Annotated in this window: 19 protein-coding genes and 5 pseudogenes; 7 read left to right on the forward strand and 17 right to left on the reverse strand. The window is 70.0% G+C overall.

Features of this window, described 5'->3' with window-relative positions:
- Positions 1 to 44: 44 nt before the first annotated feature.
- Both IEZ15_RS37510 and IEZ15_RS45645 read right to left on the reverse strand, forming a co-directional pair.
- Positions 45 to 1295, reverse strand: coding sequence for a tyrosine-type recombinase/integrase (locus IEZ15_RS37510; protein WP_229846374.1), 1251 nt, complete (start codon positions 1293 to 1295; stop codon positions 45 to 47).
- A complete protein-coding gene (locus tag IEZ15_RS45645) occupies positions 1286 to 1483 on the reverse strand; it encodes a helix-turn-helix transcriptional regulator (protein WP_229846375.1) in 198 nt (65 codons plus the stop codon). The genes IEZ15_RS37510 and IEZ15_RS45645 overlap by 10 nt, the downstream gene beginning before the upstream one ends.
- Positions 1484 to 2152: 669 nt before the next feature.
- On the opposite strand from IEZ15_RS45645, the gene IEZ15_RS45650 reads away from it, so the two are divergent.
- The 4 genes and pseudogenes from IEZ15_RS45650 (at position 2153) to IEZ15_RS45655 (ending at position 3884) form a co-directional block, all read left to right on the forward strand.
- Positions 2153 to 2506, forward strand: a complete 354-nt coding sequence (locus IEZ15_RS45650) for a DUF6087 family protein (protein WP_229846376.1) — start codon at positions 2153 to 2155, stop codon at positions 2504 to 2506.
- A gap of 4 nt (positions 2507 to 2510) precedes the next feature.
- Positions 2511 to 2831 (forward strand): annotated as a pseudogene (gene cutA / locus IEZ15_RS37515) (divalent-cation tolerance protein CutA).
- Between the two features lie 48 nt (positions 2832 to 2879).
- A complete protein-coding gene (locus IEZ15_RS37520) occupies positions 2880 to 3140 on the forward strand; it encodes a WD40 repeat domain-containing protein (RefSeq protein WP_189281415.1) in 261 nt (86 codons plus the stop codon).
- 297 nt (positions 3141 to 3437) lie between these two features.
- Positions 3438 to 3884 (forward strand): P-loop NTPase family protein, encoded by a 447-nt coding sequence (locus IEZ15_RS45655; protein ID WP_229846383.1) that lies wholly within the window; start codon positions 3438 to 3440, stop codon positions 3882 to 3884.
- Positions 3885 to 4006: 122 nt separating this feature from the next.
- Here IEZ15_RS45655 and IEZ15_RS45660 read toward each other — a convergent pair.
- From IEZ15_RS45660 to IEZ15_RS37545, 5 genes and pseudogenes are all read right to left on the reverse strand, one after another.
- Positions 4007 to 4244: pseudogene (locus tag IEZ15_RS45660) on the reverse strand (hypothetical protein); the annotation flags it as partial.
- A gap of 24 nt (positions 4245 to 4268) precedes the next feature.
- Positions 4269 to 4439, reverse strand: a pseudogene (locus IEZ15_RS37530) (SDR family NAD(P)-dependent oxidoreductase); the annotation flags it as partial.
- Positions 4436 to 5777: pseudogene (locus IEZ15_RS37535) on the reverse strand (enolase C-terminal domain-like protein). The pseudogenes IEZ15_RS37530 and IEZ15_RS37535, both read right to left, overlap by 4 nt.
- A gap of 11 nt (positions 5778 to 5788) precedes the next feature.
- Positions 5789 to 6109, reverse strand: a pseudogene (locus IEZ15_RS37540) (fumarylacetoacetate hydrolase family protein); the annotation flags it as partial.
- Between the two features lie 329 nt (positions 6110 to 6438).
- The gene (locus IEZ15_RS37545; RefSeq protein ID WP_189281465.1) at positions 6439 to 7119 is read right to left on the reverse strand and encodes a FadR/GntR family transcriptional regulator; all 681 of its coding nucleotides are present in this window, start codon (positions 7117 to 7119) and stop codon (positions 6439 to 6441) included.
- Between the two features lie 129 nt (positions 7120 to 7248).
- Here IEZ15_RS37545 and IEZ15_RS37550 point away from each other — a divergent pair, with 129 nt between their 5' ends.
- The 3 genes from IEZ15_RS37550 to IEZ15_RS37560 are packed head-to-tail and all read left to right on the forward strand — an operon-like array spanning position 7249 to position 10390.
- Positions 7249 to 8460 (forward strand): CaiB/BaiF CoA transferase family protein, encoded by a 1212-nt coding sequence (locus tag IEZ15_RS37550; protein WP_189281417.1) that lies wholly within the window; start codon positions 7249 to 7251, stop codon positions 8458 to 8460.
- Positions 8457 to 9200 carry an enoyl-CoA hydratase/isomerase family protein gene (locus IEZ15_RS37555; RefSeq protein ID WP_229846377.1) on the forward strand — a complete coding sequence of 248 codons (744 nt, stop codon included), beginning with the start codon at positions 8457 to 8459 and terminating at the stop codon, positions 9198 to 9200. Before IEZ15_RS37550 ends, IEZ15_RS37555 begins: the two co-directional genes overlap by 4 nt.
- A 47-nt stretch (positions 9201 to 9247) precedes the next feature.
- Complete coding sequence (locus IEZ15_RS37560; protein WP_189281419.1) at positions 9248 to 10390, forward strand: XdhC family protein; 1143 nt, start codon at positions 9248 to 9250, stop codon at positions 10388 to 10390.
- Positions 10391 to 10412: 22 nt separating this feature from the next.
- Here the strand turns inward: IEZ15_RS37560 and IEZ15_RS37565 are convergent, their stop codons facing one another.
- From IEZ15_RS37565 to IEZ15_RS37610, 10 genes are read right to left on the reverse strand one after another with little or no spacing between them, the layout of a single operon-like run.
- The gene (locus tag IEZ15_RS37565) at positions 10413 to 12086 is read right to left on the reverse strand and encodes an urease subunit alpha (protein WP_189281421.1); all 1674 of its coding nucleotides are present in this window, start codon (positions 12084 to 12086) and stop codon (positions 10413 to 10415) included.
- Complete coding sequence (ureA, locus tag IEZ15_RS37570; protein ID WP_189281423.1) at positions 12083 to 12775, reverse strand: urease subunit gamma; 693 nt, start codon at positions 12773 to 12775, stop codon at positions 12083 to 12085. The genes IEZ15_RS37565 and ureA overlap by 4 nt, the downstream gene beginning before the upstream one ends.
- Complete coding sequence (locus IEZ15_RS37575) at positions 12772 to 13212, reverse strand: (2Fe-2S)-binding protein (protein ID WP_189281425.1); 441 nt, start codon at positions 13210 to 13212, stop codon at positions 12772 to 12774. Before IEZ15_RS37575 ends, ureA begins: the two co-directional genes overlap by 4 nt.
- Positions 13212 to 16583, reverse strand: coding sequence for a molybdopterin cofactor-binding domain-containing protein (locus IEZ15_RS37580; RefSeq protein WP_189281427.1), 3372 nt, complete (start codon positions 16581 to 16583; stop codon positions 13212 to 13214). Before IEZ15_RS37580 ends, IEZ15_RS37575 begins: the two co-directional genes overlap by 1 nt.
- Positions 16580 to 17461 (reverse strand): ABC transporter ATP-binding protein, encoded by an 882-nt coding sequence (locus IEZ15_RS37585; protein WP_189281429.1) that lies wholly within the window; start codon positions 17459 to 17461, stop codon positions 16580 to 16582. Before IEZ15_RS37585 ends, IEZ15_RS37580 begins: the two co-directional genes overlap by 4 nt.
- Positions 17458 to 18507, reverse strand: a complete 1050-nt coding sequence (locus IEZ15_RS37590; RefSeq protein WP_229846378.1) for an ABC transporter ATP-binding protein — start codon at positions 18505 to 18507, stop codon at positions 17458 to 17460. Before IEZ15_RS37590 ends, IEZ15_RS37585 begins: the two co-directional genes overlap by 4 nt.
- Positions 18504 to 19367: an ABC transporter permease gene (locus IEZ15_RS37595; protein ID WP_229846379.1), complete on the reverse strand. Its 864-nt coding sequence runs from the start codon at positions 19365 to 19367 to the stop codon at positions 18504 to 18506. Before IEZ15_RS37595 ends, IEZ15_RS37590 begins: the two co-directional genes overlap by 4 nt.
- The gene (locus IEZ15_RS37600; RefSeq protein WP_189281431.1) at positions 19364 to 20308 is read right to left on the reverse strand and encodes an ABC transporter permease; all 945 of its coding nucleotides are present in this window, start codon (positions 20306 to 20308) and stop codon (positions 19364 to 19366) included. Before IEZ15_RS37600 ends, IEZ15_RS37595 begins: the two co-directional genes overlap by 4 nt.
- Positions 20309 to 20341: 33 nt before the next feature.
- Complete coding sequence (locus IEZ15_RS37605; protein ID WP_189281434.1) at positions 20342 to 22030, reverse strand: ABC transporter substrate-binding protein; 1689 nt, start codon at positions 22028 to 22030, stop codon at positions 20342 to 20344.
- Between the two features lie 21 nt (positions 22031 to 22051).
- Positions 22052 to 23512 (reverse strand): NAD-dependent succinate-semialdehyde dehydrogenase, encoded by a 1461-nt coding sequence (locus IEZ15_RS37610; protein ID WP_189281436.1) that lies wholly within the window; start codon positions 23510 to 23512, stop codon positions 22052 to 22054.
- Positions 23513 to 23525 lie beyond the last annotated feature (13 nt).

Below are 23525 nucleotides of genomic sequence, written 5' to 3' on the forward strand. Positions count from 1 at the left end.
ACTCCCGCCTCGGCCAGATCAGCCCGATCGCCTACGAACAACGATCAACTACGCTGGCCACCGCCGCATGACAACCGGTGTCCACGATCAAGGGGAAAGCCCCGGTCATAGGGCCGCTTCACGAGGTTCAACGCGTGTTCGTCCACCGTGAGGACGGCCTCTCTGGCACGGTTCCACGTGATGTTGTAGGCGGAAGTGTCGATGTAGTTGCCTGCCGCGTTCTGAAAAATCCGACCGTCGGGCGCCACACCGAAGCAGGCAATGTGATCGCGGAGCATCCTGACAAGGATGGGCGGGATAGGGACAGGGCGGGTGGCCCTTGCCGCACGACGCTTCAATGAGTGGATCTCATGGACAGCGCCGTCGTCCGTCCAGTCCCTTCCCGCTGTGACAACCCCACCGTTGAGGTTGAGTAGCCCCCAACCGGTTACGGGAAGGCGACACTGGGACTTCTTGAGATGGATCACCTCCGCCGGACGCATCGCGGCGTAGTACATGCAGGCGAAGAAGGCGTACAGGTGAGCTCCTCGTCCCGGCAGTTGGCGTATGACTTCCAGCAGCCGTGCGACCTGGTCGGGGTTCGGTACGCAGTCGGGATCGACTGCGTCGTCCACCTCGGGAGCCGTCCACCGCAGGCTGACGAGCGGGTTGTGGGTGAAGTACCCCTTCTCCACAGCCGCAGCGAAGACCTCGTTGATGGCGGCCTTCTTCCGCTTCGTCGTCTTGGCTGCGGCGAAAGTCCCGTCCAGCTTCCGGCACAGTGCGTCGAGCCCTCGACGCAGCACATCAGGGTCCTCAAGTTCACTGAGGGGCAGTGACTTGCGCTCAAGCCAAGCCAGCGCGGCCCCCCACTCTTCGCGAGGCTCGTGTACCCAGGCGTTCTTGTTGAGTGCCCACGAATACACCGCCCTGCGCAGCACACGGGGGTCGTGATAGACAACTCCCTTGTCCACGAAAGCAACGGTGATCGTGGCCAGAGCCTCGGCGATCGTGCGTCGGGTATTTCCGGGCGTGCGCTCCCAGCGTGTGTCCATGTACTCCCGGGCCACGGTGTACCAGGTGGTCCGCTGCCGCAACTCGCGCAGCTCGGATGCCGGCAGGCCCGTCTTTGGGTCGAACGGCTCGCCCTCACGTGCGGCGGTTATGAGCTTTGCCCTGCGACTCTCCGCGAGACCCTTGGTCAGGAAAGACTCGGATTTCTCGCGGCCATTGACCGTCCAACGCACATCGAATGCCTTGGCACGACCAGACCGCTCGCGTATCTCCCAGAATCTGACCTTGAAACTCAGTACCATTCAGGCGTATCCCTTTCGCACGCTTCCCACCACGCATCAAAATCGGCGCGGCGGCAGCGCAGCTCTCCATTCGGCAGCTTGATCATCCGAGGTGCCATTCCTCGAGCCCGAAGGCGATAGAAGGCAGACGGGCTCATGCGGAGCTCCGCAAGAACTTCGGCAAGTTTGAGTGCAGGGGGACGTGGCATTGGAATCATCTCGTGCGAGTGGGGTGTGATTGACAGGCGCGACGGTGGACAAGCACCCGTTAGCACCCCGGCCCGAAAGGAAGAGGGCCTCCCATCCCAAAGCAAGGTGCTGTGATGTGTCCGCGTCGACCGCGATCTGTGAAACGGTGACTGCAGATCAGCGGGAGCCCACTGGTGGGAGCCCCTCCGTTCCTGCCTTGCATCTGCTCGCCGCATCACCACGTTCGCGAGGCTCCACCGCCAAGCACAGCCGCTGCGAACCACTCAATGGTCTTCACGATCGCCGGTTTGCATAACCGGCGATCGTGGTCTATGTTGCGCCTGCGTTCGCACAGAACCCGACTCTCTGTGCCCGTTACAGCCCAGAGCCAGTAGGTCCTCAAGCATGCATTTCTCTCGATAGGCGAGCACTAAATGCGGCTCGCATCAAGAGCAGTGTCTTATAGATCAGCCGCACGTGGGCGATCCATCTACTGGGCTTGCCCAGGACGTAGACAGCAGGTGAGACCAGGCGAAACCGCCGTAGGAATGACGTCGACAGATGGGAACTCCTCATCAGCTCACCCGATGGCCGTTAACCGGCCACTTAGCGCCGGGGTGTTGTACGTTGACATGGCCTCTGCACAGAGTTCCAGTCTTTCAAGACATTTCCTCGTCTGCCGTGAGCGAATGCCGAGTTGGGCAGATGGCGCGGACTCGCCTCGTCAGCCAGGACGACGTCCGCCTCTTCCGAGCGGCCCCAAGGGCTCACACCGCATTCCGGAAGCGTCCCGCGTCATCCAGCGGTGGAACGGTTACGCGTGGGAGCTACACGAGTTCGCGGCCAACCTCGCTGCGGCTCAACGCCTCCTGCACCCTCGAGACGAGGAACCACCGACGACGGTAACCCCCGTCCCCAGCCACTCCAGGCCGGCCGGGCAGGCACCGAAAGCCCCGCCCAGGCGAGTGAGCCGCCGCTGCTACCGACTTTCGGTGTGCCCCGGACGACTGGGTAGGGTCGCGGTACCCGAGCAGGAGAGGTAGTTGCATGGCCAACGAGATTGTGATCGCGCAGACGACCAGCGACGACGAGGATCAAGCGAAGGCGCTGGCCTGGGGCGCGGTCGAGAGCAAGCTGGCAGCGGGCGTCCACATCGATGCGCCAATCACAGCCTTCTACTGGTGGAAGCAGAATGTCGAGACGGCGTAGGAGTGGCAGATCTCGTACATGACTACGACGGACCGCCTCCCGGCACTGGAGGCGTGGTTGCACGAGAAGCACCCGTACGACGTCCCCCAGTGGATCACGCCGCCCGTGACCGGCAGGCCGGAGGCGTACCTGTCCTGGGTTGTCGAGGAGACAGCATAGGACTGAGTAGCGACGGGCCGGCCGTACGACGGCGTTCGCGTCCGGAGCGTGTCCGACGACCGGTTCACCGCCCACCTCCCGGGCCACACCGGTCGGGTTCTCATGGCCGCGTTCCTCGACGCCCCAGACCACCTGGCGTCGGCCGCGGCTGACGGCACCGTACGCCTCTGGTCGCTGACCGAACAGCGACAGCTCGCCAAAGTACGCGTCGACGCCTCGCTCCACTGCGCGGCCTGCAACCAAACCACCGGACACGTGGTCGTAGGCAGCGCGGCTGGCACCCTCGCGTTCTCCATCCGCCCCCACTGAGCCACGCGAAGGAAGCCCGCACACCATGACGCAGCCCGCCCCCGCCCCAGTCGTTGTCAGCAACGTCGCAGGATCCTTCGCCTGGGGTGTCCTGCACGACCGACACCCCACCCTGATCGAGCGCGTCCGCCAGGCCACCCACTACCCCCTCGAACCCGCAGCTTGCCCTGGACACCCTCCTACAGGAGATCACCGAGGACGGCGTGATTCTCCCCCTGCCTGACACCGAGCCCGGAGCGGACCAGTCTGGCCGCGCTGCTGCGCGAGGGCGCGGTACTGGTCATCATCACGCCGGTCGTGGAGCACACCGCTGAAGAACGGCGTCACATCGCGCTGGACGAGGACGAACTCGCGGCGCTCAACGACGGGTTCGAGCGCGTCGAGCGGCTCGACGCGGAGGGCTTGGCGGTGCTGGCCTTGCGCGGGCCAGCTGAGTCGTTCAGTGCGGAGGAGAAATTGCGGCCCGAGCCGCAGGCCGTCTTCGGTGCCGCGACGGTGGTCACCGACGCGTCCGGCCGGGTTCTGCTGAGCCGCGACATCCACCTGCGCCTGCGCCATCACCGGTCGCATTGCACCAGCCTGTTGGTCTCCCACCGCCTCAGCGCGGTCCGTGACGCCGACCGGATCGTCGTCCTGACCGACGGCCGGATCACTGAGGAGGGCACTCACGATGCACTGCTACTCACCGGAGGCACGTACGCCCAACTGTTCGCCTTGCAGGCGAGCGGGTACCAGCAGGTGTAGCGCTCGGCTACTTCATCGGCTCCCTCGTGAAGAGGACCGCGGCTGTTCCAAGATCTCGATGGTCTGATGCTGTTCCCGGTTCTCCCGCCGCAGTCGGCGCAGTTCTTCCTTCTCGTCGCTGGTCAGCTCCCCTGCCCTCCCTCGAAGGAGTCCGTTCCCTCTCCGCCCTGAAAGGCGGGGGTCCACGGAGGAATCCGATGACGGGAGTGTGTACAAAGCCCGCCGACGTTTCTTGGCGGCAGCAAAGAACAGACGCAGGCGGAGATTCTTGGGTTCCCAGCAGCGGGAGTAGCCGGTCAGGGCGAGCATCGGCATCCACGCGAGGAGGTCAAGTGCGAGGGAGACGATCTCCAGCCAGATGCACCGCGGCGCGCACCGAGTCGCGTCGGAGACGTCGGCGGTGAAGCCGCGCAGCGGGGCGGGGGCGCCGCTCGGGTCGAGGCCGAGGAAGGCGACGTCCGCGCCCCGCTCGGCGAGCAACGTGGCGGTGGCCAGGCCTATGCCGGACGCGCCTCCGGTGACGAGGGCGGTGAAGCCGTGGAGTTCGGTGGTCATGCACGGGCCTTTGGGTTCGACGCTTCCAGGTCGGCGGCCCAGAAGACACCGTCGGGATAGCGGTAGGTGTCGAGGCTCGACTGCCTCATGGTGGCGGAGAAGCCGGGCTCGCCGGGGGCCCGGTAGTGGCCTCGGTCGATCACGGCCGGGGCGAGGAAGTGCTGGTGGAGGTGGTCGACGTACTCGATGACCCGGTCGTCGGTGGGGCCGGATAGGGCCACGTAGTCGAACATCGACAGGTGCTGGACGAGTTCGCACAGGCCGACGCCGCCGGCGTGCGGGCAGACCGGGATGCCGAACTTCGCGGCGAGCAGCAGGATCGCCAGGTTCTCGTTGACGCCGGCCACGCGGTCGGAATCCAGCTGGAGGACGTCGATCGCACCGGCCTGAAGCAGCTGCTTGAAGACGATACGGTTCTGCACGTGCTCGCCGGTGACGACCTTGATGGGGTGGACGCCGCGCCGGACGGCGGCGTGACCGGGGATGTCGTTGGGGCTGGTGGGCTCCTCGATCCAGTACGGGTCGTACTCGGCGAGGGCGTTCGTCCAGGTGATCACCTCGGCCACGTCCCAGCACTGGTTGGCGTCGATCGCCATCCGGATGTCCGGGCCGATGGCGGCGCGCGCGGTGCCGCAGCGGCGGATGTCGTCCTGGAGGTCGGCCCCGACCTTGAGCTTGATCTGGGTGAAGCCGTCGGCGACGGCCTCCCGGGCGAGCCGGGTCAGCTTCTCGTCGGAGTGGCCGAGCCAGCCGGGAGAGGTGGTGTATGCGGGATAGCCGCGTCGCAGCAGGTCGGTGGCACGCTCACGCGCGCCCTGCTTGCCCTTGGTCAGCAGGTCCAGCGCCTCGTCCAGGGTCAGGGCGTCACCGATGTACCGGATGCCGACCGGGGAAACGAGACACTGAGGGTCCGCGTCGGCGAGGAGCTGCCACAGAGGCTTGCCCTCCCGCTTGGCGGCCAGGTCCCACACCGCGTTGACGACAGCTCCGATCGCCATGTGCATCACGCCCTTCTCCGGACCAAGCCAGCGCAACTGGCTGTCGCCGATGAGCGTGTGAGAGGGCGCCAGGGTCGGCGGTGAGTTCGGCGACCGACCGGCCGACGACGTACGGGGCCAGGGCGTCGATCGCGGCGACCTGGACATCGTTGCCTCGGCCGATGGTGAAGGTGAACCCGTGGCCCTCGTGGCCGCCCGCCGCGGAGGTGCGCAGGACGACGTAGGCGGCGGAGTAGTCGGGGTCGGGGTTCATGGCGTCGGACCCGTCCAGTTCCCGCGAGGTGGGGAAGCGGATGTCGTAGGTGTCGACGGCGGTGATCCGCGCTGCGATTGCGGACAACTCGGTGCCTTTCACGCGTTGATGAAGGTCTGGCTCTGGTTGCCGAGGCCGTCGATGGTCAGCTCGACGGTGTCGCCCGTGCGCAGGTAGGGGGTGCCGGGCAGGCCGAGGGCCACGCCCGCCGGGGTGCCGGTGTTGATGACGTCGCCGGGCCTGAGGACCATATACTGGCTCAGGTACCAGACCAGGTAGGCGACGTTGAAGATCACGTTCTTGGTGTAGCCGTGCTGGCGCGTCTCGCCGTTGACAGCGAGGCGCAGGCCGAGTGCCTGCGGGTCACGAACCTCGTCGGGGGTGACGAGCCAGGGGCCGAGCGGGTTAAAGGCTTTGTGGCAGCGCGAGCGAGATCAACGTCCTTATCAAGTAGGCGAGTTGATACATCACTCCGATGCCGGGTCGCAGTACACATCGTTCGCACTCGCCGAGCACCTGGACCGGGCAGGCATCGCCGCGTCCATCGGATCGGTCGGCGGTGTTGCCCTATCCGCAGGCGCCTGTCCACTGGCTGTCCACCGGGACGGGGTCTCGCCCTCATCGCGCGCCCAAGAGCTTCCCGGCCGCACCTCGGCACAGAGGACCTTGTCGGCAACCAACGACCCATCACATGCGCGAAAAGCCTTCGGGCGCGACAACGGGTCTCTCCGGCTCCCCTCGGGCCCGATCAGCCGTTCGGGGACCAGTCCAGGAGCTTGACCTGGCCGACCTTGAGCAGGTGCTCGCGCATCGCCGCGGTCGCGGCCTCGGGGTCGCCGTCCCTGATCGCTGCGGCGATGCGGCGGTGCTGGGCGAGCGAGACGGCCGGGCGGCCTGGCTGGCGGAGTGATTCGAGGCGGCTCTCGGTGATCTGGGGGCTGATCCGCCTCATCAGGTCCGCAAGCAGCGAACTACGGGCCGCGGTCGCCACGGCGGCGTGGAAGCGGGCGTCCTCGTCGAGGCCGTATTCGCCGCGGGCGATCGCCTCCTCCATCGCGTCCAGGATTTCATCGAGGACCGCCAGGTCGGCCTTGGTACGGCGGGCTGCCGCGAGGGCGGCGAGCTTGGTCTCCATGGCCTCGCGGGCTTCCATGACGTCCGGCAGGCGCCGTTTGCGGTCCAGGAGTTCCTCCATCGACTCCAGGTCGAGGTGGTCGCGGCGGAGGTAGGCGCCGCCGCCATGGCGGACCTCGATCAGGCCTTGGACCTCCAGGGCGACCAGGGCTTCGCGGACGGAGGTGCGGCTGATGCGCAGGCGTTCGGCGAGTTCGCGTTCGCCGGGGAGGCGGTCGCCTGCGACGAGCTTCGCCTCGGCGACGTGACGGCGGAGCTGCTCGGCTACCTGCTCATAGCGGCGCAGGCGCGGCATGGGGCTCAGTGCCCCTGTGCCCGCTGTTTCGATCTCGTCCACCCGAACCCCCTTGACATCACCCTCAACCTACGTGGACTCTACCCGATGGAGCAATGGTCTAGTGGTCTAACCAATTTTGGAGTTCTGATGTCAGTGCGAGAGGTGGAGCCGAGCGGGGCTTTGGCTGGTGTGCGTGTGCTTGATCTGTCCCGGGTACTCTCGGGTCCTTTCGCCACAATGGTGCTCGGCGACCTGGGCGCCGAGGTGACCAAGGTCGAGAACACCGCCGAGGGCGACGACACCCGGCAGTGGGGTCCGCCGTTCCAGGGCTCGGAGTCCGCCTACTACCTGTCCGTCAACCGCAACAAGCGGGGGATCGGCGTCGACCTGAAGAGCGCGCGGGGGCGGGAACTGGTGCAGCGGCTGGCCGACGACGCGGACGTGGTCGTCGAGAACTTCCGCCCCGGCACGGCCACCCGCCTCGGCCTCGGCTACGCCGAGCTCGCCGAGCGCAATCCCCGGCTCGTGTATGCGTCGATCAGCGGCTACGGCCACACCGGTCCTGACTCGTCCCGGGCCGGCTACGACGCGATCGCACAGGCGGAGAGCGGCATCATGAGCGTCACCGGCTCGCCGGACGGGGCGCCCTCGCGGGTCGGCAACTCGGTCGCCGACATCGCCGCCGGAATGTGGGCGCTCACCGGGATCCTGGCCGCACTGCACGCCCGGCATTCCACCGGCCGGGGCCAGTGGCTCGACATATCGCTGCTGGACGGGCAGATCGCCTGGCTCACCTACCTCGCCGGCGGCCACTTCGCCGACGGCCGGACGCCACAGCGCCACGGTTCGGCCCACCCCACGATCGTCCCGTACCAGGCGCTGGCCACGGCCGACGGTCACATCATGATCGCCGCCGGGAACGACAGCCTGTGGCGACGCCTCGTCATCGCCCTCGGCATCGCGCAGTTGGCCGACGACGAGAGGTTCGTCGGCAACCCGGACCGGATCGCGCACCGGGACGAGCTGATCCCGCTGCTGGAGGCGGCGCTGGCAAGCCGGACGAGCGCCGACTGGAGCGGGATCCTCCAAGCCGCCGGTGTGCCGTGCGGGCAGATCGCCTCGGTCCCCGAAGCGCTGGCCCGGCCGCAGGTGGCCGCCAGGAACATGCTGGTCGAGATCGACCATCCGAAGGCGGGACGGCTGCGGATGGTCGGATCCCCGCTCAAGCTGTCGGAGCACCCGCCAACCGTGCGGCTCGCGCCGCCGACGCTGGGCCAGCACACCGTCGAGATCCTCGCCGAACTCGGCCGCTCGGACCAGGAGATCGAGGACCTCATGCGCGACGGGGTGGTCCGGTGAAGGCCACGCTCGGGCAGCGCGCGCCCGGCGTCCTGGAGCTGGTCGTCGGCGACGGCGGACGCCGCAACGCCCTGGACACCACGGGCTGGCTGACGGTCGCCGAACTCGTACGGGGACTCCGGCACCGTGATGATCTGACCGCGCTGGTGATCGTGGGCCGGGGCGCCGCCTTCTGCGCCGGGTCGGATCTGCGCGAGTGGCTTGGCGCCGACCTCGCCAAGGTCGCGGCCAGCTTCGCGGCGATGGAGGAGGCTTTCCGGGCGATCGAGGAGCTCCCTGCCCCGGTCGTGGCCCAGATCGACGGGGTCGCGGCGGGCGCCGGCTGCCAGCTCGCGCTCGCCTGCGACCTTCGGGTGATGGGAGCCGACTCCCGTATCGGGATGCCGATCGCCCGGCTGGGGATCCTGCCCAGCGACGCCTTCGCGGCCCGGCTGAGCCTGGCGGCGGGACCGGCCGTCGCCCGCGAACTGCTTTACACCGGACGCCTGGTGACTGCCGAAGCAGCGGTGCGGCTCGGCCTGGCGAACACGGTCGCTCCTCACGGAGAGACTGCCGCCTGCGTCGACGTGCTCGTCGGTGAGATCATCGAGAACCCCGTGGCCGCCGTGCGCGCGGCCAAGCACGCGGTCAGCAACGGACTGGGGATGCTCCGGGACCGATGCCGGCCCGACGACAGCGGTGGCCCGCCGGTGGCGGAATGGGAGTTCCAGTCCGCCGTCGAGGCGTTCCTGAACCGCTGAGAAACCGCACCACAGCTCATGCCGGACAGAGAACGGAGCATGTGATCGTGCAGGACATCGCCGAGCACCTCAGCGCCTGGCTCGCCGCTGGACGCCGGTTCGCGGTGGCGACCGTGGTGTCCGTCTCGGGCAGCGCCCCGCGCGATCCGGGCGCCGCGCTGGCCGTCGGCGCCCAGGGCGAGGCCGCCGGCAGCATCTCGGGCGGCTGCTTGGAAGGCACGGTCTACGACCTGTGCCAGGAGGCGATGACAACCGGCCGCGCGTCGCTGCACAAGTTCGGGGTCTCCGAGGACGAGCCATTCGCACCTGGTCTGACCTGTGGTGGGATCATCGACGTCTTCGTCCAGTCGGTCGACCCGGGCTGCTCGCCGGGTTTCGAGGTCACTGTCGGCGCGATCCGGTCCGGGCTGCCGGTCGCCCTGGTCCGAGTCGTCTCAGGTCCCGACGATCTGGTCGGGACCACCCTCGCGGTCACGGCAGACGACCAGCACGGCTCTCTGGGCTGGGCCGACCTGGAGGCAGCTGTCGTCCGGCGGGCGCGTGCCATGCTCGACGCCGGGAGTACGGGCCGGTTCGCCGTCGCTCTCGATGACGGCCGTCTCTGCGACCCGGCCGCGACGGCGTTCGCGGGCGGGGTCGCGGGGTTGTTCGTCGAGGCGTATGTCCCGCCGCCACGCATGATCGTCTTCGGCGCGGTCGATTTCGCCGCCGCCGTCGCCCGGATCGGCGGTTTCCTCGGCTACCACGTCACGGTCTGCGATGCCCGCGCGGTCTTCGCCACTGCGAGCCGCTTCCCGTCCGCCGACGAGGTCGTCGTCGACTGGCCGCACCGCTACCTGGACGCACAGGCCGACGCCGGCCGGCTCGACGTGCGCACCGCGATCTGTGTGCTCACCCACGACCCAAAGTTCGACATCCCGCTGCTGCGGCGCGCCCTGCGGATGCCGCTGGGCTTCGTCGGCGCGATGGGCTCGCGCCGCACGCATCGAGAGCGGGTCGACCTCCTGCGCGAGGCCGGGCTGAGCGACACCGAGCTGACCCGGTTGCACTCCCCCATCGGCCTCGACCTCGGCGCCCGCACTCCTGAGGAGACGGCTGTCGCCGTGGCCGCCGAGATCGTCGCCGAGCGGCGCGGCGGCAGCTGCCTTCCGCTGAGCCGCCATCACGGTCCGATCCACCACGACGAATAGGCGGACAGGTGGACGGGCGGCGCTACAGGAAGTAGAGCCGGCTCAACGAGACGGAGTCGGCCGGTGCGCTGTCCATCAGTTCGTCGTCGAGGGTGACCCTGCCGTTCGCGTGGTTCACGGCGACACTGCCCAGGCGGGAGTTGCGCACCATGTCCGCCGGACCGATGCCGCGCGTGCCGCGCACCCCGACCCGTCGTCGCCTGGTCGGCATGCCGTCGCCACCGGCCACGGCGGCGGCCTGCGAGGTGAAGGCCACCGAGATGTCGGCCGGGGTCGCCCCGAACGCGCCGAACTGCGGCCCCAGGATCCGGGGTTCGGCGGTCTCCACCGAGGCGTTGGGGTCGCCGGTGACGCCGTAGGCGGGGAAGCCGCCCTTGAGTACCAACTGCGGCTTCGCGCCGAAGAAGGCGGGCTCCCACAGCACGATGTCCGCGAGCTTGCCGATCTCCAGCGACCCGACCTCGTGCGCGAGGCCGTGGGCGATGGCCGGGTTGATGGTGAGCTTCGCCAGGTAGCGCAGCACCCGGTCGTTGTCGTGCGCCGTCGGCTCGGTGTCGCGCTCGGCCTTCATCTTCCCCGCCAGCGCGAAAGTGCGGCGCACGGTCTCGCCCGCGCGTCCCATCCCCTGCGCGTCCGAGGACGTGATCGGGATGAGCCCGAGGTCGTGCAGGGCGTCCTCGGCCCCCATCGTCCCGGCCCGGATCCGTTCCCGCGCCATCACGACGTCGGAGGCCAGGTCCGGCTTCAGACCGTGGCAGGAGACGATCATGTCGAAGTGCTCCGCGACGGCGTCACGGCCGTACGGCAGCGTCGGATTGGTCGAAGAGCCGATGACGTTGGCTCGCCCGGCCAGCCGGAGCACGTCGGGAACGTGTCCGCCGCCGCAGCCCTCGATGTGGAAGGCGTGCACGGTCCGGCCTTCGAGCACCGCGAGGGTGTCCGCCACGGACAAGCACTCGTTCAGACCGTCGGTGTGCAGGGCCACCTGCACGTCGTGCTCCTCGGCGACCCGAAGTGCGGTGTCGAGCGCGCGGGTGTGCGCTCCCATGTCCTCGTGCACCTTGAATCCGCTCGCGCCGCCCTCGGCCAGTGCCTCGATCAGCGGCGCGGAGTCGGAGGACGAACCCCTGGCCAGGAAGCCGATGTTCACCGGCCACGCGTCGAAGGCGTTGAACGCGTGCCGCAAAGCCCAGGGCGAGTTCACGCCGACGCCCCAGACCGGGCCGAACTCCTGCCCGATGATCGTGGTGACCCCGGACGCCAGGGACGCCTCCATGATCCGCGGTGACATGAGGTGGACATGCGTGTCGACCGCTCCGGCGGTGGCGATCAGGCCTTCGCCGCTGATGATCGTGGTCCCCGTGCCGGTGACGACGTCCACGCCGTCGAGCGTGTCGGGGTTGCCCGCGCGGCCGATCGCGCAGATCCGGCCGTCCCGCAGGCCGATCGACGCCTTGCGGACGCCCAGCACCGCGTCGAGGATCAGAACGTTGCTGATGACCAGGTCACAGGTCCCGGACATGCCGACGGCGCGCAGGTGGATGCCGTCCCGCGCGGTCTTGCCGAACCCGGCGAGGAACTCGTCCCCGCGCTGCTGCGAGTCGTGCTCGACCTGCACGACCAGGCCGCTGTCGCCGAGGTGGACGCGGTCGCCGGTGGCGGGGCCGTAGACCTCCGCGTAGTCGTGGCCGTTCATCGGTCAACTCCCAAGTATCCGCAGGCTCGTGCCTTGTCGAGGGCTTGCTCCTTCGCGCCGGGACGGTCCAGCGGACCGTCGACCAGGCCCGCGAACCCGATGGCGACGCGGGCACCGCCGATCGGGACCAGGCCGGCCGTGACGGTCACCCCCGGGTCGAAGCGCAGCGCGGCCCCGGCGGCCAGGGCCAGGCGCCGGCCGTACCCGGCGGCGCGGTCGAAGTCCAGGCGCGGGTTGGCCTCGAAGAAGTGGAAGTGCGAGGTGACACTGATGGGGACGGTGGCCGTGTTGGTCACGGTCACCTCGATCAGGTCGTCGTAGCGGGGCTCGGATTCGCCGGGCACGGCGGGTTCGACCACGCCGGGTCCGCGCGGGTCGTCGGGGATCGGCCCGAACGGGTCGGTGACCACGATCAGCCGCGTCCCGTCCTCGAACACCGCCTCCACCTGGACCTCGGTGACGATTCCGGCGACTCCCGGCAGGACGTCCTCCGGGCCCAGGACCGCGCGTCCGGCGGCCAGCGCGTCGGCGAGCCTGCCGCCGTCCCTGGCTACCTCGGCAGCGGTGTCGGCGATCAGCGCGGTCGCCTCGGGGACGTTGAGCCGCAGGCCGCGGGCCCGGCGGGCGCGCGCGAGTTCGGCGGCGGTGAACAACAGCAGGCGATCGCGTTCGGTCGGGGTGAGCATCATGTCCGGGCCGCCGATCGCGTCGCGCGCAGGATGCCTTCGTAGCCGGTGCAGCGGCAGATGTTCCCGCTCTGGGCCCGCCGCTGTTCCGTTTCGTCGGCCGGCACGCCCGCTTCGATCACGGCGTGGGCGGTGACGATCTGTCCGGGTGTGCAGAACCCGCACTGGAACCCGCCCTCCTCGGCGAAGGCCCGGCACAGTCGCGGCGACGCGGCGGCGACGCCCTCGACGGTCGTGACCTCGCCGGTAACCCGGACCGCCAGGGTCAGGCAGGACATCACCGGCCGACCGTCGACCAGCACGGTGCAGGCTCCGCACTCGCCGATCCCGCAGCCCTCCTTGGTGCCGGTCAGCCGCAGCGGGCCACGCAGCGCGTCCAGCAGTCGGTCGCCGGGGGCGAGGTCGAGGTCGTGGACAGTGCCGTTCACGGTGAGACGCATCAGTTCTCGTCCTCCAGTTCCAGTCCGGTGGCGCTCGCGAGCGCCTGGCGCAGCAGTCCGGCAGCCGCGTCGAGCTTCCAGTCGTTGCCCGGCAGCGGGTGGGCGTGGCGGGTCCAGCCGCCGGCCGCCCGAGCGAGCAGGTCGTGGGTGGGGGTCAGACCGGTCAGCGCGTGCTCCGTCTCGTGCGCCCGCAGCGGAACGGGTGCGACACCGCCGAGCACGGCGCGGCAGTCACCGATCCGACCGGACGCGTCGCGGGACACCGAGACGGCGGCCGACACGACGGCGAATCCGCCTTCCCACAGCCGCAGTTTGCGGAACTCGGTGGTCCGCGCGAGCGCGGCGGCCGGCACGGCCACCCGCGTGATGATCTCCTCCGGGCGCAGCATGGTCTCGCCGGGGCCGCTGTAGAGGTCTGCGATCCCGATGGCGCGCTCCCCCCGCGCGTCCCGGATGTGCACGACGGCGTCCAGCGCGGCGAGCGTCGTCGCCAGGTCGGAGGGGGTTACCGCCTGGCAGCGGTGGCCGTCCACGGCGGCGTGGTAGAACCGGTGGTCGCCGAGGACCGCGTAGCAGGGCGAAGCGGGGCCGCTGCGCTTGTAGCAGTCGAAGCCCTGCCGGTAGAACCAGCAGCGCTTCTCCTGGCAGAGGTTCCCGGCGAGCGTGGCCACGGCTCTGATCTGCGGCGACGCGATGAGCCGGGCGGTCTCCCGGAGGACGGCCGGGATCGCTCGGTGCTCGCACAGCTGACTGAGCGTCACGACGGCGCCCAGAGAGAGGCCGTCCTCGTCGAGCCGGATGCCGGTGAAGCCGGCGACGCCGGTCAGGTCGACCAGGACGGCGGGCGCCACCAGCTGTTGGCGGCGGGCGACCAGCAGGTCCGAGCCTCCGGCCAGGGGCCGGGCCCGGGAGTCTGCGGCCAGCGCCGCGACGGCTTCGGCGGCCCCCGACGGCATCAGCAGCTGTTCGATCTCCCCGGTGCGGGGCGGCCGTGCAAGCCTGGTGCCGTATCGGTGCAGCAGCCGGTGCAGACCGCGTGGGTAGGTCCAGCGGATGCCCGCGACCCACCAGCGTCCCGGCCGCAGTGCGATCGGGCGCAGCCGGGTGGTCCGACCGCCGTCACGCTCGCGTACTGCGGTGATGATGCGGTCCGGGGTGAGCGGGACGGCCCGCACCCGGATGCCGAGCGCGTGGCTGACCGCGTTGACGGTGGCGGCGCCGGTGGGCAGCAGGGCGATCTCGCCGAGGCCTTTGGCCCCGTAGGGGCCGACCGGGTCGTCGGCGCCGAGGAAGAAGACCTTGACGGGGGGTGCGTCGGCGGCGCGGGGCATGGCGTAGTCGGCGTATCCGGTGTTGACGGCGCGGCCGTCCTCGAAGATCAGCTCCTCGCGGAGCGCGGCGCCCAGGCCCATAACCACACCGCCCTCAACCTGCCCGCGGGCGGTCAGCGGGTTGAGGATGCGGCCCGAGTCGTGGGCGGCGACGACCTGCAGGACCCGCACCGCCCCGGTCTGCGCGTCGACCTCGACCTCGACGGCCTGGGCCGCGAAGGAGTACGTCGCGGAGAGGTCGCCGTGGCCGGTGCCGTCCTCGTCCTCGAAGTCGCCGACGTAGGCGACCTCGACCCGCAGTTCGCCGTCGACGGTGTCGGCTGCGAGGCCCACCAGCTCGCCGATCGGGGTGTGGTGGCCGTTGCCGACCGCGTGCCCGGCTTCGATGCGGATGCCGGCAGGGTCTCCGCCGTGCTTGGCGGCGGCGAGTTCTCGGAGCGCGGTGGCGGCCGCGCGGGCGGCCATCCCGACGGCGTGCGCGGAGACGAAGGTGCCCCGGGACGCCCCGGCGCCGGTGTCATGCGGTGTGCGGTCGGTGTCGGTGGTGACGAGGTCGACCTCGGCGGGGTCGATGCCGAGTTCGTCGGCGACGACCTGGACCAGCATGGTCTTCTGCCCGGTGCCGGGGTCGCCGACGCCGGTGCGCAGCCGGATCCGGCCGTCGGCCTGGACGTCCACGGCGGCGCCTGACTCGACCATGCCTTCCCGGCGCAGTCCGGTGACGTGGATGCAGGCCGCGACGCCGACGCCGCGTCCGCTGCCGCCGAGCGGTCGCTTGGCGTCCCAGCCGATCTCGCGGCGCACCGTCTCCAGGCACTCCAGCAGTCGGGAGGACTTGACCTTCCAGCCGGTGACCGAAGTCTCGCCGGGCTGGGACACCATGTTCTTCACGCGGAAGTCGATGGGGTCCATGCCGACGGCGTCGGCCAGTTCGTCGGCGATGACCTCAAGCGCGAAGTTGGGCGGGAAGCCGCCGGCCCCGCGGAAGGAGGAGGGCGGCTGCTTGGTGGTGTAGACGCAGCGCCCGTGGGCCTCGTAGCCGGAGATGCGGTAGGCGGAGCCGAGGGCGGTCGCCCCGTAGGAGGTCTCCGAGGGACCGGCCATGTTGTAGGCGCCGTTGTCGCTGAGGATCTCCGCGCCGAGGTGGGTGACGGTGCCGTCCGCGTCGGCGCCCATCTCCAGGTCGACGTCCCAGGTCTGGCGCGACTTGGTGTAGGCGAACTCGTCCTGGCGGGTATGGGTGAACCGCACCGGGCGGGAGGTGCGGATGCTGAGGAAGGCGGCGAGCGCTTCCAGGTGGGAGATGTCGACGCGGGATCCGAAGTCGCCGCCGACGGCGACCTCGTTGAGATGAACTCGGTCCTCGTCCAGGCCGAGGACGTGGGCCAGGTCGCCGTGGACGGCGCGCGGGCCCTGTGAGGGGGCCCAGATCTCCAGGCGCTCCTGGTCGGGCAGCCAGTGGGCGAGGACGGTGTGCGGCTCCATGATCGCGTGAGACTGCTTGGCCGAGGTGTAGCTGCCCCGGACCACGCATACCGCCCTGGCCCGTGCGGCGGCGAAGTCGCCGTGGCTCTGGTGCACTTCGGAGGCGATGTTCCTTGCGGTGCCGGCGTGGATCAGCGGGGCCCCACGGCGCAGCGCGTCGGCGACGGTGGGCAGCGGTCGCAGCCGCCGGTACGTCACCGTGATCAGCCGCATTGCCGCCGCAGCCTGCTCTCGGGTCTCAGCGGCGACGATCGCGACCGGCTCACCGATGTGCCGGACGACGCCGCGCGCCAGCGCGGGGCGGTCGCTGTACTTGTCCCCGTAGTCGAGGTAGTTGCGGTCGGGCAGGTCGGCGGCGGTGAGCACGGCCGCGACGCCGGGCAGGGCCGCCGCGCGCCGGGTGTCGATCGCGACGATTCGGGCGTGCGGGTGCGGGCTGCGCAGCACCGCGCCGGTGAGCAGCCCGGGCGGGTCGAGGTCGCCGGTGTACTGCGCGGTGCCGTCGGTGCGGGCACGCCAGTCGACGGGTGCGGATGGCCTGCCTAGGGCGTTCATGTGGGTTCTCCCGCCCGGGTTTCGCTCGGCTGCGGCGCGGCGCCGGGTACCCAACCGGGTCCGGGGACGCTGGCCCGCAGACGCTGGGTGTACGGGTGCTGCGGATCGTCGAGGATGCGGTCGGTGGGCCCGCACTCGACGACTGAGCCGCAGTGCATCACGATCGCCTCCTCGCACAACTGCCGTACCACGGCCAGGTCGTGCGAGATGAGCAGATAGCTGATGGAGGTGCGGTCCCGGATGTCCGCGAGCAGGTTGAGGACCTGGGCCTGGATCGAGACGTCGAGCGCGGCCACGGCCTCGTCGAGGATGACCACGTCGGGCTCGGCGGCCAGGGCGCGGGCGATGGCGACCCGCTGGCGCTGGCCGCCGGACAGTGCGGTCGGCCGACCGCGCACCATCCGTTCGTCCAGGCCGACCAGGTCAGCGAGTTCGGCCACCCGGGCGACCCGCTGCTCCGCCGAGAGGTCGAAGTGGACGCGCAGGATCTCGTCGAGGCACGAAGCCACGGTCTGTCGGCGGTCCAGGGAGCCGTAGGGGTCCTGGAACACCATCTGGATCTTGCGGGCCCGGATCCGGCGCTGGGTGCGCGAGCGCGCCCGGGGGCCGGCCGGCTCGCCGTCGATCAGGATGTCCCCGGCGGTCGGGGTGTCCAGGCCGACGAGCATCCGCGCGACGGTCGTCTTGCCGGAGCCGGACTCGCCGACGATCGCGAGCGACCCGCCGCACGGCAGCGTGAAGGAGACGTCGTCGACGGCGACCAGTTCGCCGCTGGGGCGGTCGGCCGTGCGAGGGACCCGGAACACCCGGCGCAGGCCCCTGGCCTGGAGCACGGGGGCCCGGTCCGGGGCCGCCGGTGACGCATTGGAGACCGTCATGGCTGCTGTCCTCTCGACTGCACGCTGCTCTTGTCCGGCTCGGCGATGACGGGTTCGGTGACGACGGCTTCACTGCCGAGGATCCCGAGCTCCGTGGTCCGGTGGCAGTTGACCTGCCCGTGATCGTGCGTCTCCGGCGCGGGCCTGCCCTCCTCGCAGACCGGGGACGCCCACCGACACCGCTCGGTGAACGCGCACCCCTCTGGTGCCTCGAACGCGGCCAGCGGCCGACCGCCGATCACCGGGAGCCGCCGGGCCCGCACGGTCAGGCTCGGTCGGGACGCCAGCAGCGCGGCGGTGTAGGGGTGCCGGGGCGCCGCGTGCAGCGACTCGGCGTCCTGGCTCTCCACGACCGTCCCCGCGTACAGCACGCTGATCCGGTCGCACACTGCTGTCGCGAGCTCCAGGTCGTGCGTGATGAACAGCATCGCCACGCCGTGGTCGCGCCGGAGCCGGTCGAGGATGCCCATCACCTCGGACTGGGTGGTCACGTCCAGGGCGGTCGTCGGTTCGTCGGCCAGCAGCAGCCGGGGGTTCGCCACGAGCGCCGAAGCGATCATGACCCGCTGCAGCAGGCCGCCGGAGAGCTGGTGCGGATACTGCCGCAGCCGTCGCTCGCCGTCCTCGACGCCGACCTCGGCCAGCAGGGAGACGGCCTTGCGGTCGGCGTCGCGTCTCCGCATGCCGAGCGTGCTGCGCAGGCCCTCTGTGAGGAAGTCGCCGATGGTGCGCACGGGGTTGATGTGCGCCCGGGGGTCCTGGAAGATCATCGCGACGTCGGTGGTTCGGTACCGCCGCAGCGCGGCCCCGGCCAGCTCCAGCACCGGCTCACCGTCGAACATGATCTGGCCGGACACCTGGGCACCCGCCGGGAGCAGCCGGCCGACGGCGCGGGCCGTCATCGACTTGCCGGAACCCGACTCGCCGATCAGGCCAAGGGCCTCACCGGGCCCGATCGCGAACGATGCCTGGTGGATGACGGTGCGCATCTGTCCCTGGACCGGCAGGGCGACCCGCAGGTCCTCGACTGTCAGTAGTTCGGTCACCTGGTACTCCTCTGCGAGCGCTCGGTGAACCGGTCGCCGAGGATGTTGAACGCGCCGACCGCGAGGACGATCAGCGCACTGGCGTAGAGGGACTCCTGCGGGTAGCCGTTGAGGATCGAGGGCTGACCTGTGGAGACCATCACGCCCCAGTCGGCGGTCGGTGGCTGGACCCCGAGTCCCAGGAACGACACCGCGGCGAGGTCGACCATGGCGTAGCCGAACGTCAGCGTGCTCTGGGCCACGATCAGTGGCATCAGGTTGGCCAGGATGTGGCGCACGCAGATCGCCGGCGCGCCGACCCCTTGGATGGTCAGGGCGGTGATGTACGGCTGTGACTTCTCGCGCAACGCCGCGCTGCGCACCGTCCGGGCGATGTAGGGGATGTAGGCGATCACCAGGGCGGCGACGGCGGCGCCGAGGCCGGCGCGGAAGACGGCCACCACCAGCACCGCCAGCAGGACGCCGGGGAAGGCGAACAGGATGTCCAGGATCCTGGACACCACCGCATCGACCCAACCGCCCAGCCAGGCCGACACGATCGCGACAGTCAGCCCCAACGCGGTCGCGAGGACCACCACGAGGAGCGGTCCGATCAGGCTCGACCTGGCCCCGACCAGCAGCCGGGAGAGCAGGTCGCGGCCGGACGCGTCGGTGCCGAGAAGATGGTCCCCCGACGAACCGAGGTTGGCGTCCAGCAGGCTGATGTTGTTCGGATCGTGGGGGGCCAGCCACGGCGCGAGCACGGCGATCAGGGCCAGCAGGGCGATGACGCCGATGGCCGTCCACCCGACCGGGCCGAGCCCGGGGTCCGTGCGCGCCACACGGGGCAGGGCCCTTCGGCGCAGGGTGAGCGTCGTCACTGGGTCCCTCCTCGGGCCATGCGGGGGTCGATCAGGGGGTACAGCAGGTCCACCACGGTGCTGAGGATCACGAACACGGCCACCATGAGCAGGACAACCGCCTGGACGGCCGGGAAGTCGTTGGCGGCTACCGACTGCACCAGGAAGGAGCCCAGGCCGTTGAGGTTGAAGGCCCGCTCCACCACGACCGATCCGGCGACCAGTCCGGCCACGGTGATCCCGGCGACCGTGGTCACCGGGATCATGCCGTTGCGCAGGACGTGGCGGCGCAGGATCTTCCGGCGCGGGATGCCGCGGCTGCGCGCGGTCTCCACGTGTTCGCGTCCCAGCTCCTCACGCAGGGCACCACGGGTGATCCGGGCGATCAGGGCACTTGAGGACACGGCCAGCGCGATCGCGGGGAGGGTGAGGTGCCAGAGCCGGTCGAGAAGTCCCGAGCCGTCGCCGAACACCGGGAACCAGCGCACGTCCACGGCGAACACCGAGATGAGCGCGATCGCGGTGACGAAGCTCGGCAGGGCCAGGCCGACCGTGGTCCCCAGGGTGATCCCCGAGTCGAGCGGGCCCTTGAACAGGGCCGCAATGGTCCCGGCGGCGATGCCGCCGAGGATGATCAGCACCGCCGCGTAGCCGACGAGCAGTGCCGAGGTTTGCGCCCTGGCTCCGATCAGGGTGCTGACGTCCTGGTGGGCGACGATCGACTGCCCGAGGTGCCCGTGCAGCACACCGCCGAGCCAGTCCGCGTAGCGCACCAGGAAGGGCTGGTCCAGTTGGTACTGGTGCCGTAGCTCCGCCAGCGTCAGGGGTGAGACCTCCCGCCCTCCGGTGAGGAAGGAGATCGGGTCGCCCGGCGCGAGGTAGAGCGCAGCGAAGACCACGAAGCTGGAGATCCACAGCGTCAACAGCAGACCGACCAGCCGGCCGAGCAGGAACCGGATCATGGCGTGACTCCCCTCTTACTCCGCTGCGGCGGGCTACTTGGCGCCAACATCGGCTGCCCAGGGTGCGTAGAGGTAGACGAAGGAGGCCGGTGCGCCGGTGATCCGGTTGTTCATGAACAGCCGGTTCGCCGGTTCCGCGATCGGGAGGACCGCTACGTCCTTGGTGATCTGCGCCTGCGCCTGGACGGTGAACTCGGCCCGCTGGGCGTCGTCTTCGGTGACGAGCGCCTTGTTGATCGCGGCGGTAGTGGCGGCATTGTCGTAGGCCCCGAAGTTGAAGAACTCGCCGGGCCGGAACGTGCCGTACAGCTCCAGGGGTTCGGGCAGGTCGGTGTAGTTGGTGGTGAAGAAGGCGTCGACCTGGCTCCGGGCCTTGACGTCGGAGAAGAAGGTCGTGTAGGTCGAGGTGGGGAAGCTCTGAAGCCGGATGTTCAGGCCGACCTTCTTCCCGGCGTCCTGGACCACGGTGGCGAGCTGGGAGTAGAGCGGCTGGTCGGACACCGAGGCGATGACGATCTCGCCCTTGGGTGACCCGGCGTCTTTGACCAGCTTGCGGGCGGCGGCCAGATCGGTCTGCGCGGCGGGCAGCTTGGCGTAGGCGGCGGAGTACATGTCCTGGGCGTAGCCCCAGATACCGGTTCCGCCGTAGGCGCGGAGCGGGGAAGCGGTGTCCTTGTAGATCTGCTTGTCGATGCCCTGGTAGTCGATGGCCAGTTGGAGCGCCTGCCGGATGCGGATGTCCTGGAGCGGCGACTTCCTCGTGCTGAACACCAGAGCGACGCTCTGCTGGGTCTTTCCGAGCCAGAGCTTGCCCGGCGCACCGGTGCGCAGCTGGCCGAGCCCGCTCAGCGGCGCGTCATAGGTGCCGTCGATCTGCCCGGTGAGGAGGGCGTTGGTGAGCGGGGCCTCGTCCATGACCCAGCGGAACTCGAAGGTCTTGGTCTTGGCCAGGCGGGTCCTGTCCCAGTAGGCGTCGTTGCGCACCAGCGTCACCGACTGGCCGACCTTCCAGGACTGGACCTTGTACTGGCCGGTACACATCTCGCCGCCGGTCGGAGTCCCCGCGGCGGCCCCCTTGGCGGTGTAGAACTTCGCGCTGCCCACATCGCCTGCCGCTGTCGCCAACCAGCGGTCGAACAGGGCGTCCGGCTTGGTGAGCTTGACGGTGACCTGGTAGGCGCCGGTCTTCGTGATCGACTTGACGTGCTGGTAGCTGCCGGCCCAAAGCGACGCGACGCTCGGGTCCAGTTGCCGGCTCAGACTGTAGACCACGTCGGTGGCAGTCATCGGCGAGCCGTCCCAGAAGGTGACGCCCTGCCGGATCGTGTAGACGTACGTGGTGGGATCGGGATGAACCGTGGCGGTGGCGAGGTTGGGCACCACCTTGTAGTCGGGGGTGAGCCGGTAGAGGCCCTCGCACAGGTTGGCCACCACGGTGTTCTCGGAGTAGCTGTAGGCCTTGGTCCAGTCGAGTGAGGACGGCTCGCCATACGGCAGGTTCCAGACGACCTTGCCCGCGTCGTGCGTGGCGGCCGGGGTGAACACCGCCAGTTGCTTCGCATCGGGGGCGGCAACCGGGGCCCTGGCGGGGCTCGCGCAGCCGGCGACTGCGGTCAACGCGAAAGCGGTCCCGACTGCGAGCGCCGCGGCAGGTGAGCAGAGCCTGCGCGTGGGTGACGCGGGTGACGCGGTGGTGCGGTCATTGCCTTCTCTTCGCTCCATGCCGAGCTCCTTGTTCGGGGATCACCAGGACGTTGCGATGTACTTCGTTTCAAGGAACTCCAGGAGGCCGTCGTGGCCGCCCTCGCGTCCCAAGCCGCTCTGCTTGACGCCGCCGAAGGGCGCGGCCGGGTCCGAGACCAGGCCCCGGTTGAGCGCGACCATGCCGAACTCCAGCCGCTCGCTGACCCGCAGGCCACGCGCCAGGTCGGTGGTGTAGACGTAGGCGGCGAGGCCGTAGGGGGTGTCGTTCGCGGCGGCGATGGCCTCGTCCTCGGTCGTGAAGGAGACGACGGGCGCGACCGGGCCGAAGATCTCCTCACCGAGGATGGCTGCCCCGGCGCGGACGCCGGACAGGACCGTCGGCGGGTAGAAGTAGCCGGGGCCCTCGGGCACGGCGCCGCCGGTCAGGGCGGTGGCTCCGCCGTCCAGTGCGCCGCGGACCAGGTCGTGGACCTTGTCGCGGGCGGCGGCGTTGACCAGCGGTCCAAGTTGGGTGCCGGGGTCCAGTCCAGGGCCGGTCGCGAGTTGTTCCATCGCGGCCGCGAGTCGGGCCGAGAACTCGGCGGCGACCGGTTCCTGGACGTAGAAGCGGTTGGCGGCCGTGCAGGCCTCGCCGCCGTTGCGCATCTTGGCGACCATCGCACCGGCGACGGCCTGGTCCAGGTCCGCGTCGGCGAAGACCAGGAACGGCGCGTTGCCGCCCAGTTCCATGGAGCAGCTGATCACCTGGTCGGCGGCTTCCTTGAGCAGGACCACGCCGACCTCGGTGGAGCCGGTGAACGACAGCTTGCGCACCCGGGGGTCGTGCAGCATCGCCGAGACCGCAGGGCCACTGCGCCGGGTGACGACGACGTTGACCACGCCGTCGGGCACGCCGGCCTCGGCGAGGATCGCGGCGATCAGCAGGGCGGTCAGCGGCGTCTCGGTGGCCGGCTTGAGGACGACGGTGCAGCCCGCGGCCAGCGCCGGTCCGATCTTGCGGGTGGCCATCGCCGCCGGGAAGTTCCACGGTGTGACCAGGACGCTGACGCCGATCGGCTGCCGGGTCACCAGGATGCGGTTGGCGCCGGACGGCGCAATGCGCAGGTCGCCGTCGATCCGCACGGCCTCCTCGGCGTACCAGCGGAAGAACTCGGCGGCGTAGCCGGCCTCGCCGAGGGCGTCGGGGAGCGCCTTGCCGTTCTCCCGGACGATCAGCTCGGCCACCTCGGTCAGGCGTGCCGTCATCAACTCGTAGGCGCGGCGCAGGATCTCCGCGCGTTCCCGGGGCGGCGTCGCGGCCCAGGCCGGGGCGGCGCGGTGGGCCGCGGCGACCGCGTCGAGGGCGTCGGCAACGTCCCCGGCCGCGACCGAGGCGAAGGCCTCGCCGGTTGCCGGGTCGACCACGTCGACCCGGGCCTTGTCAGCCGCCGGCCGCCACTGGCCGTCGACGAACAGATCGGTGAACAGCGGATCAGGGTGGGTGGTGATCAGTTCGGACATGGAGTTCCCTCTT

The organism is Streptomyces atratus, from assembly GCF_014648655.1.
GTDB lineage: Bacteria > Actinomycetota > Actinomycetes > Streptomycetales > Streptomycetaceae > Streptomyces > Streptomyces atratus.

Excerpts from the sequence above, each read along its gene's own strand:
- ureA (WP_189281423.1), bottom strand. The coding sequence starts at position 12,775 with ATGATGCTCACCCCGACCGAACGCGATCGCCTGCTGTTGTTCACCGCC.
- IEZ15_RS45645 (WP_229846375.1), bottom strand. The coding sequence starts at position 1,483 with ATGCCACGTCCCCCTGCACTCAAACTTGCCGAAGTTCTTGCGGAGCTC.
- IEZ15_RS37550 (WP_189281417.1), top strand. The coding sequence starts at position 7,249 with ATGTCAGTGCGAGAGGTGGAGCCGAGCGGGGCTTTGGCTGGTGTGCGT.
- IEZ15_RS37585 (WP_189281429.1), bottom strand. The coding sequence starts at position 17,461 with ATGACGGTCTCCAATGCGTCACCGGCGGCCCCGGACCGGGCCCCCGTG.
- IEZ15_RS37610 (WP_189281436.1), bottom strand. The coding sequence starts at position 23,512 with ATGTCCGAACTGATCACCACCCACCCTGATCCGCTGTTCACCGATCTG.
- IEZ15_RS37510 (WP_229846374.1), bottom strand. The coding sequence starts at position 1,295 with ATGGTACTGAGTTTCAAGGTCAGATTCTGGGAGATACGCGAGCGGTCT.
- IEZ15_RS37565 (WP_189281421.1), bottom strand. The coding sequence starts at position 12,086 with ATGAACGGCCACGACTACGCGGAGGTCTACGGCCCCGCCACCGGCGAC.
- IEZ15_RS37580 (WP_189281427.1), bottom strand. The coding sequence starts at position 16,583 with ATGAACGCCCTAGGCAGGCCATCCGCACCCGTCGACTGGCGTGCCCGC.
- IEZ15_RS37545 (WP_189281465.1), bottom strand. The coding sequence starts at position 7,119 with ATGCCGCGCCTGCGCCGCTATGAGCAGGTAGCCGAGCAGCTCCGCCGT.
- IEZ15_RS37605 (WP_189281434.1), bottom strand. The coding sequence starts at position 22,030 with ATGGAGCGAAGAGAAGGCAATGACCGCACCACCGCGTCACCCGCGTCA.
- IEZ15_RS37600 (WP_189281431.1), bottom strand. The coding sequence starts at position 20,308 with ATGATCCGGTTCCTGCTCGGCCGGCTGGTCGGTCTGCTGTTGACGCTG.
- IEZ15_RS45650 (WP_229846376.1), top strand. The coding sequence starts at position 2,153 with ATGCCGAGTTGGGCAGATGGCGCGGACTCGCCTCGTCAGCCAGGACGA.
- IEZ15_RS37575 (WP_189281425.1), bottom strand. The coding sequence starts at position 13,212 with ATGCGTCTCACCGTGAACGGCACTGTCCACGACCTCGACCTCGCCCCC.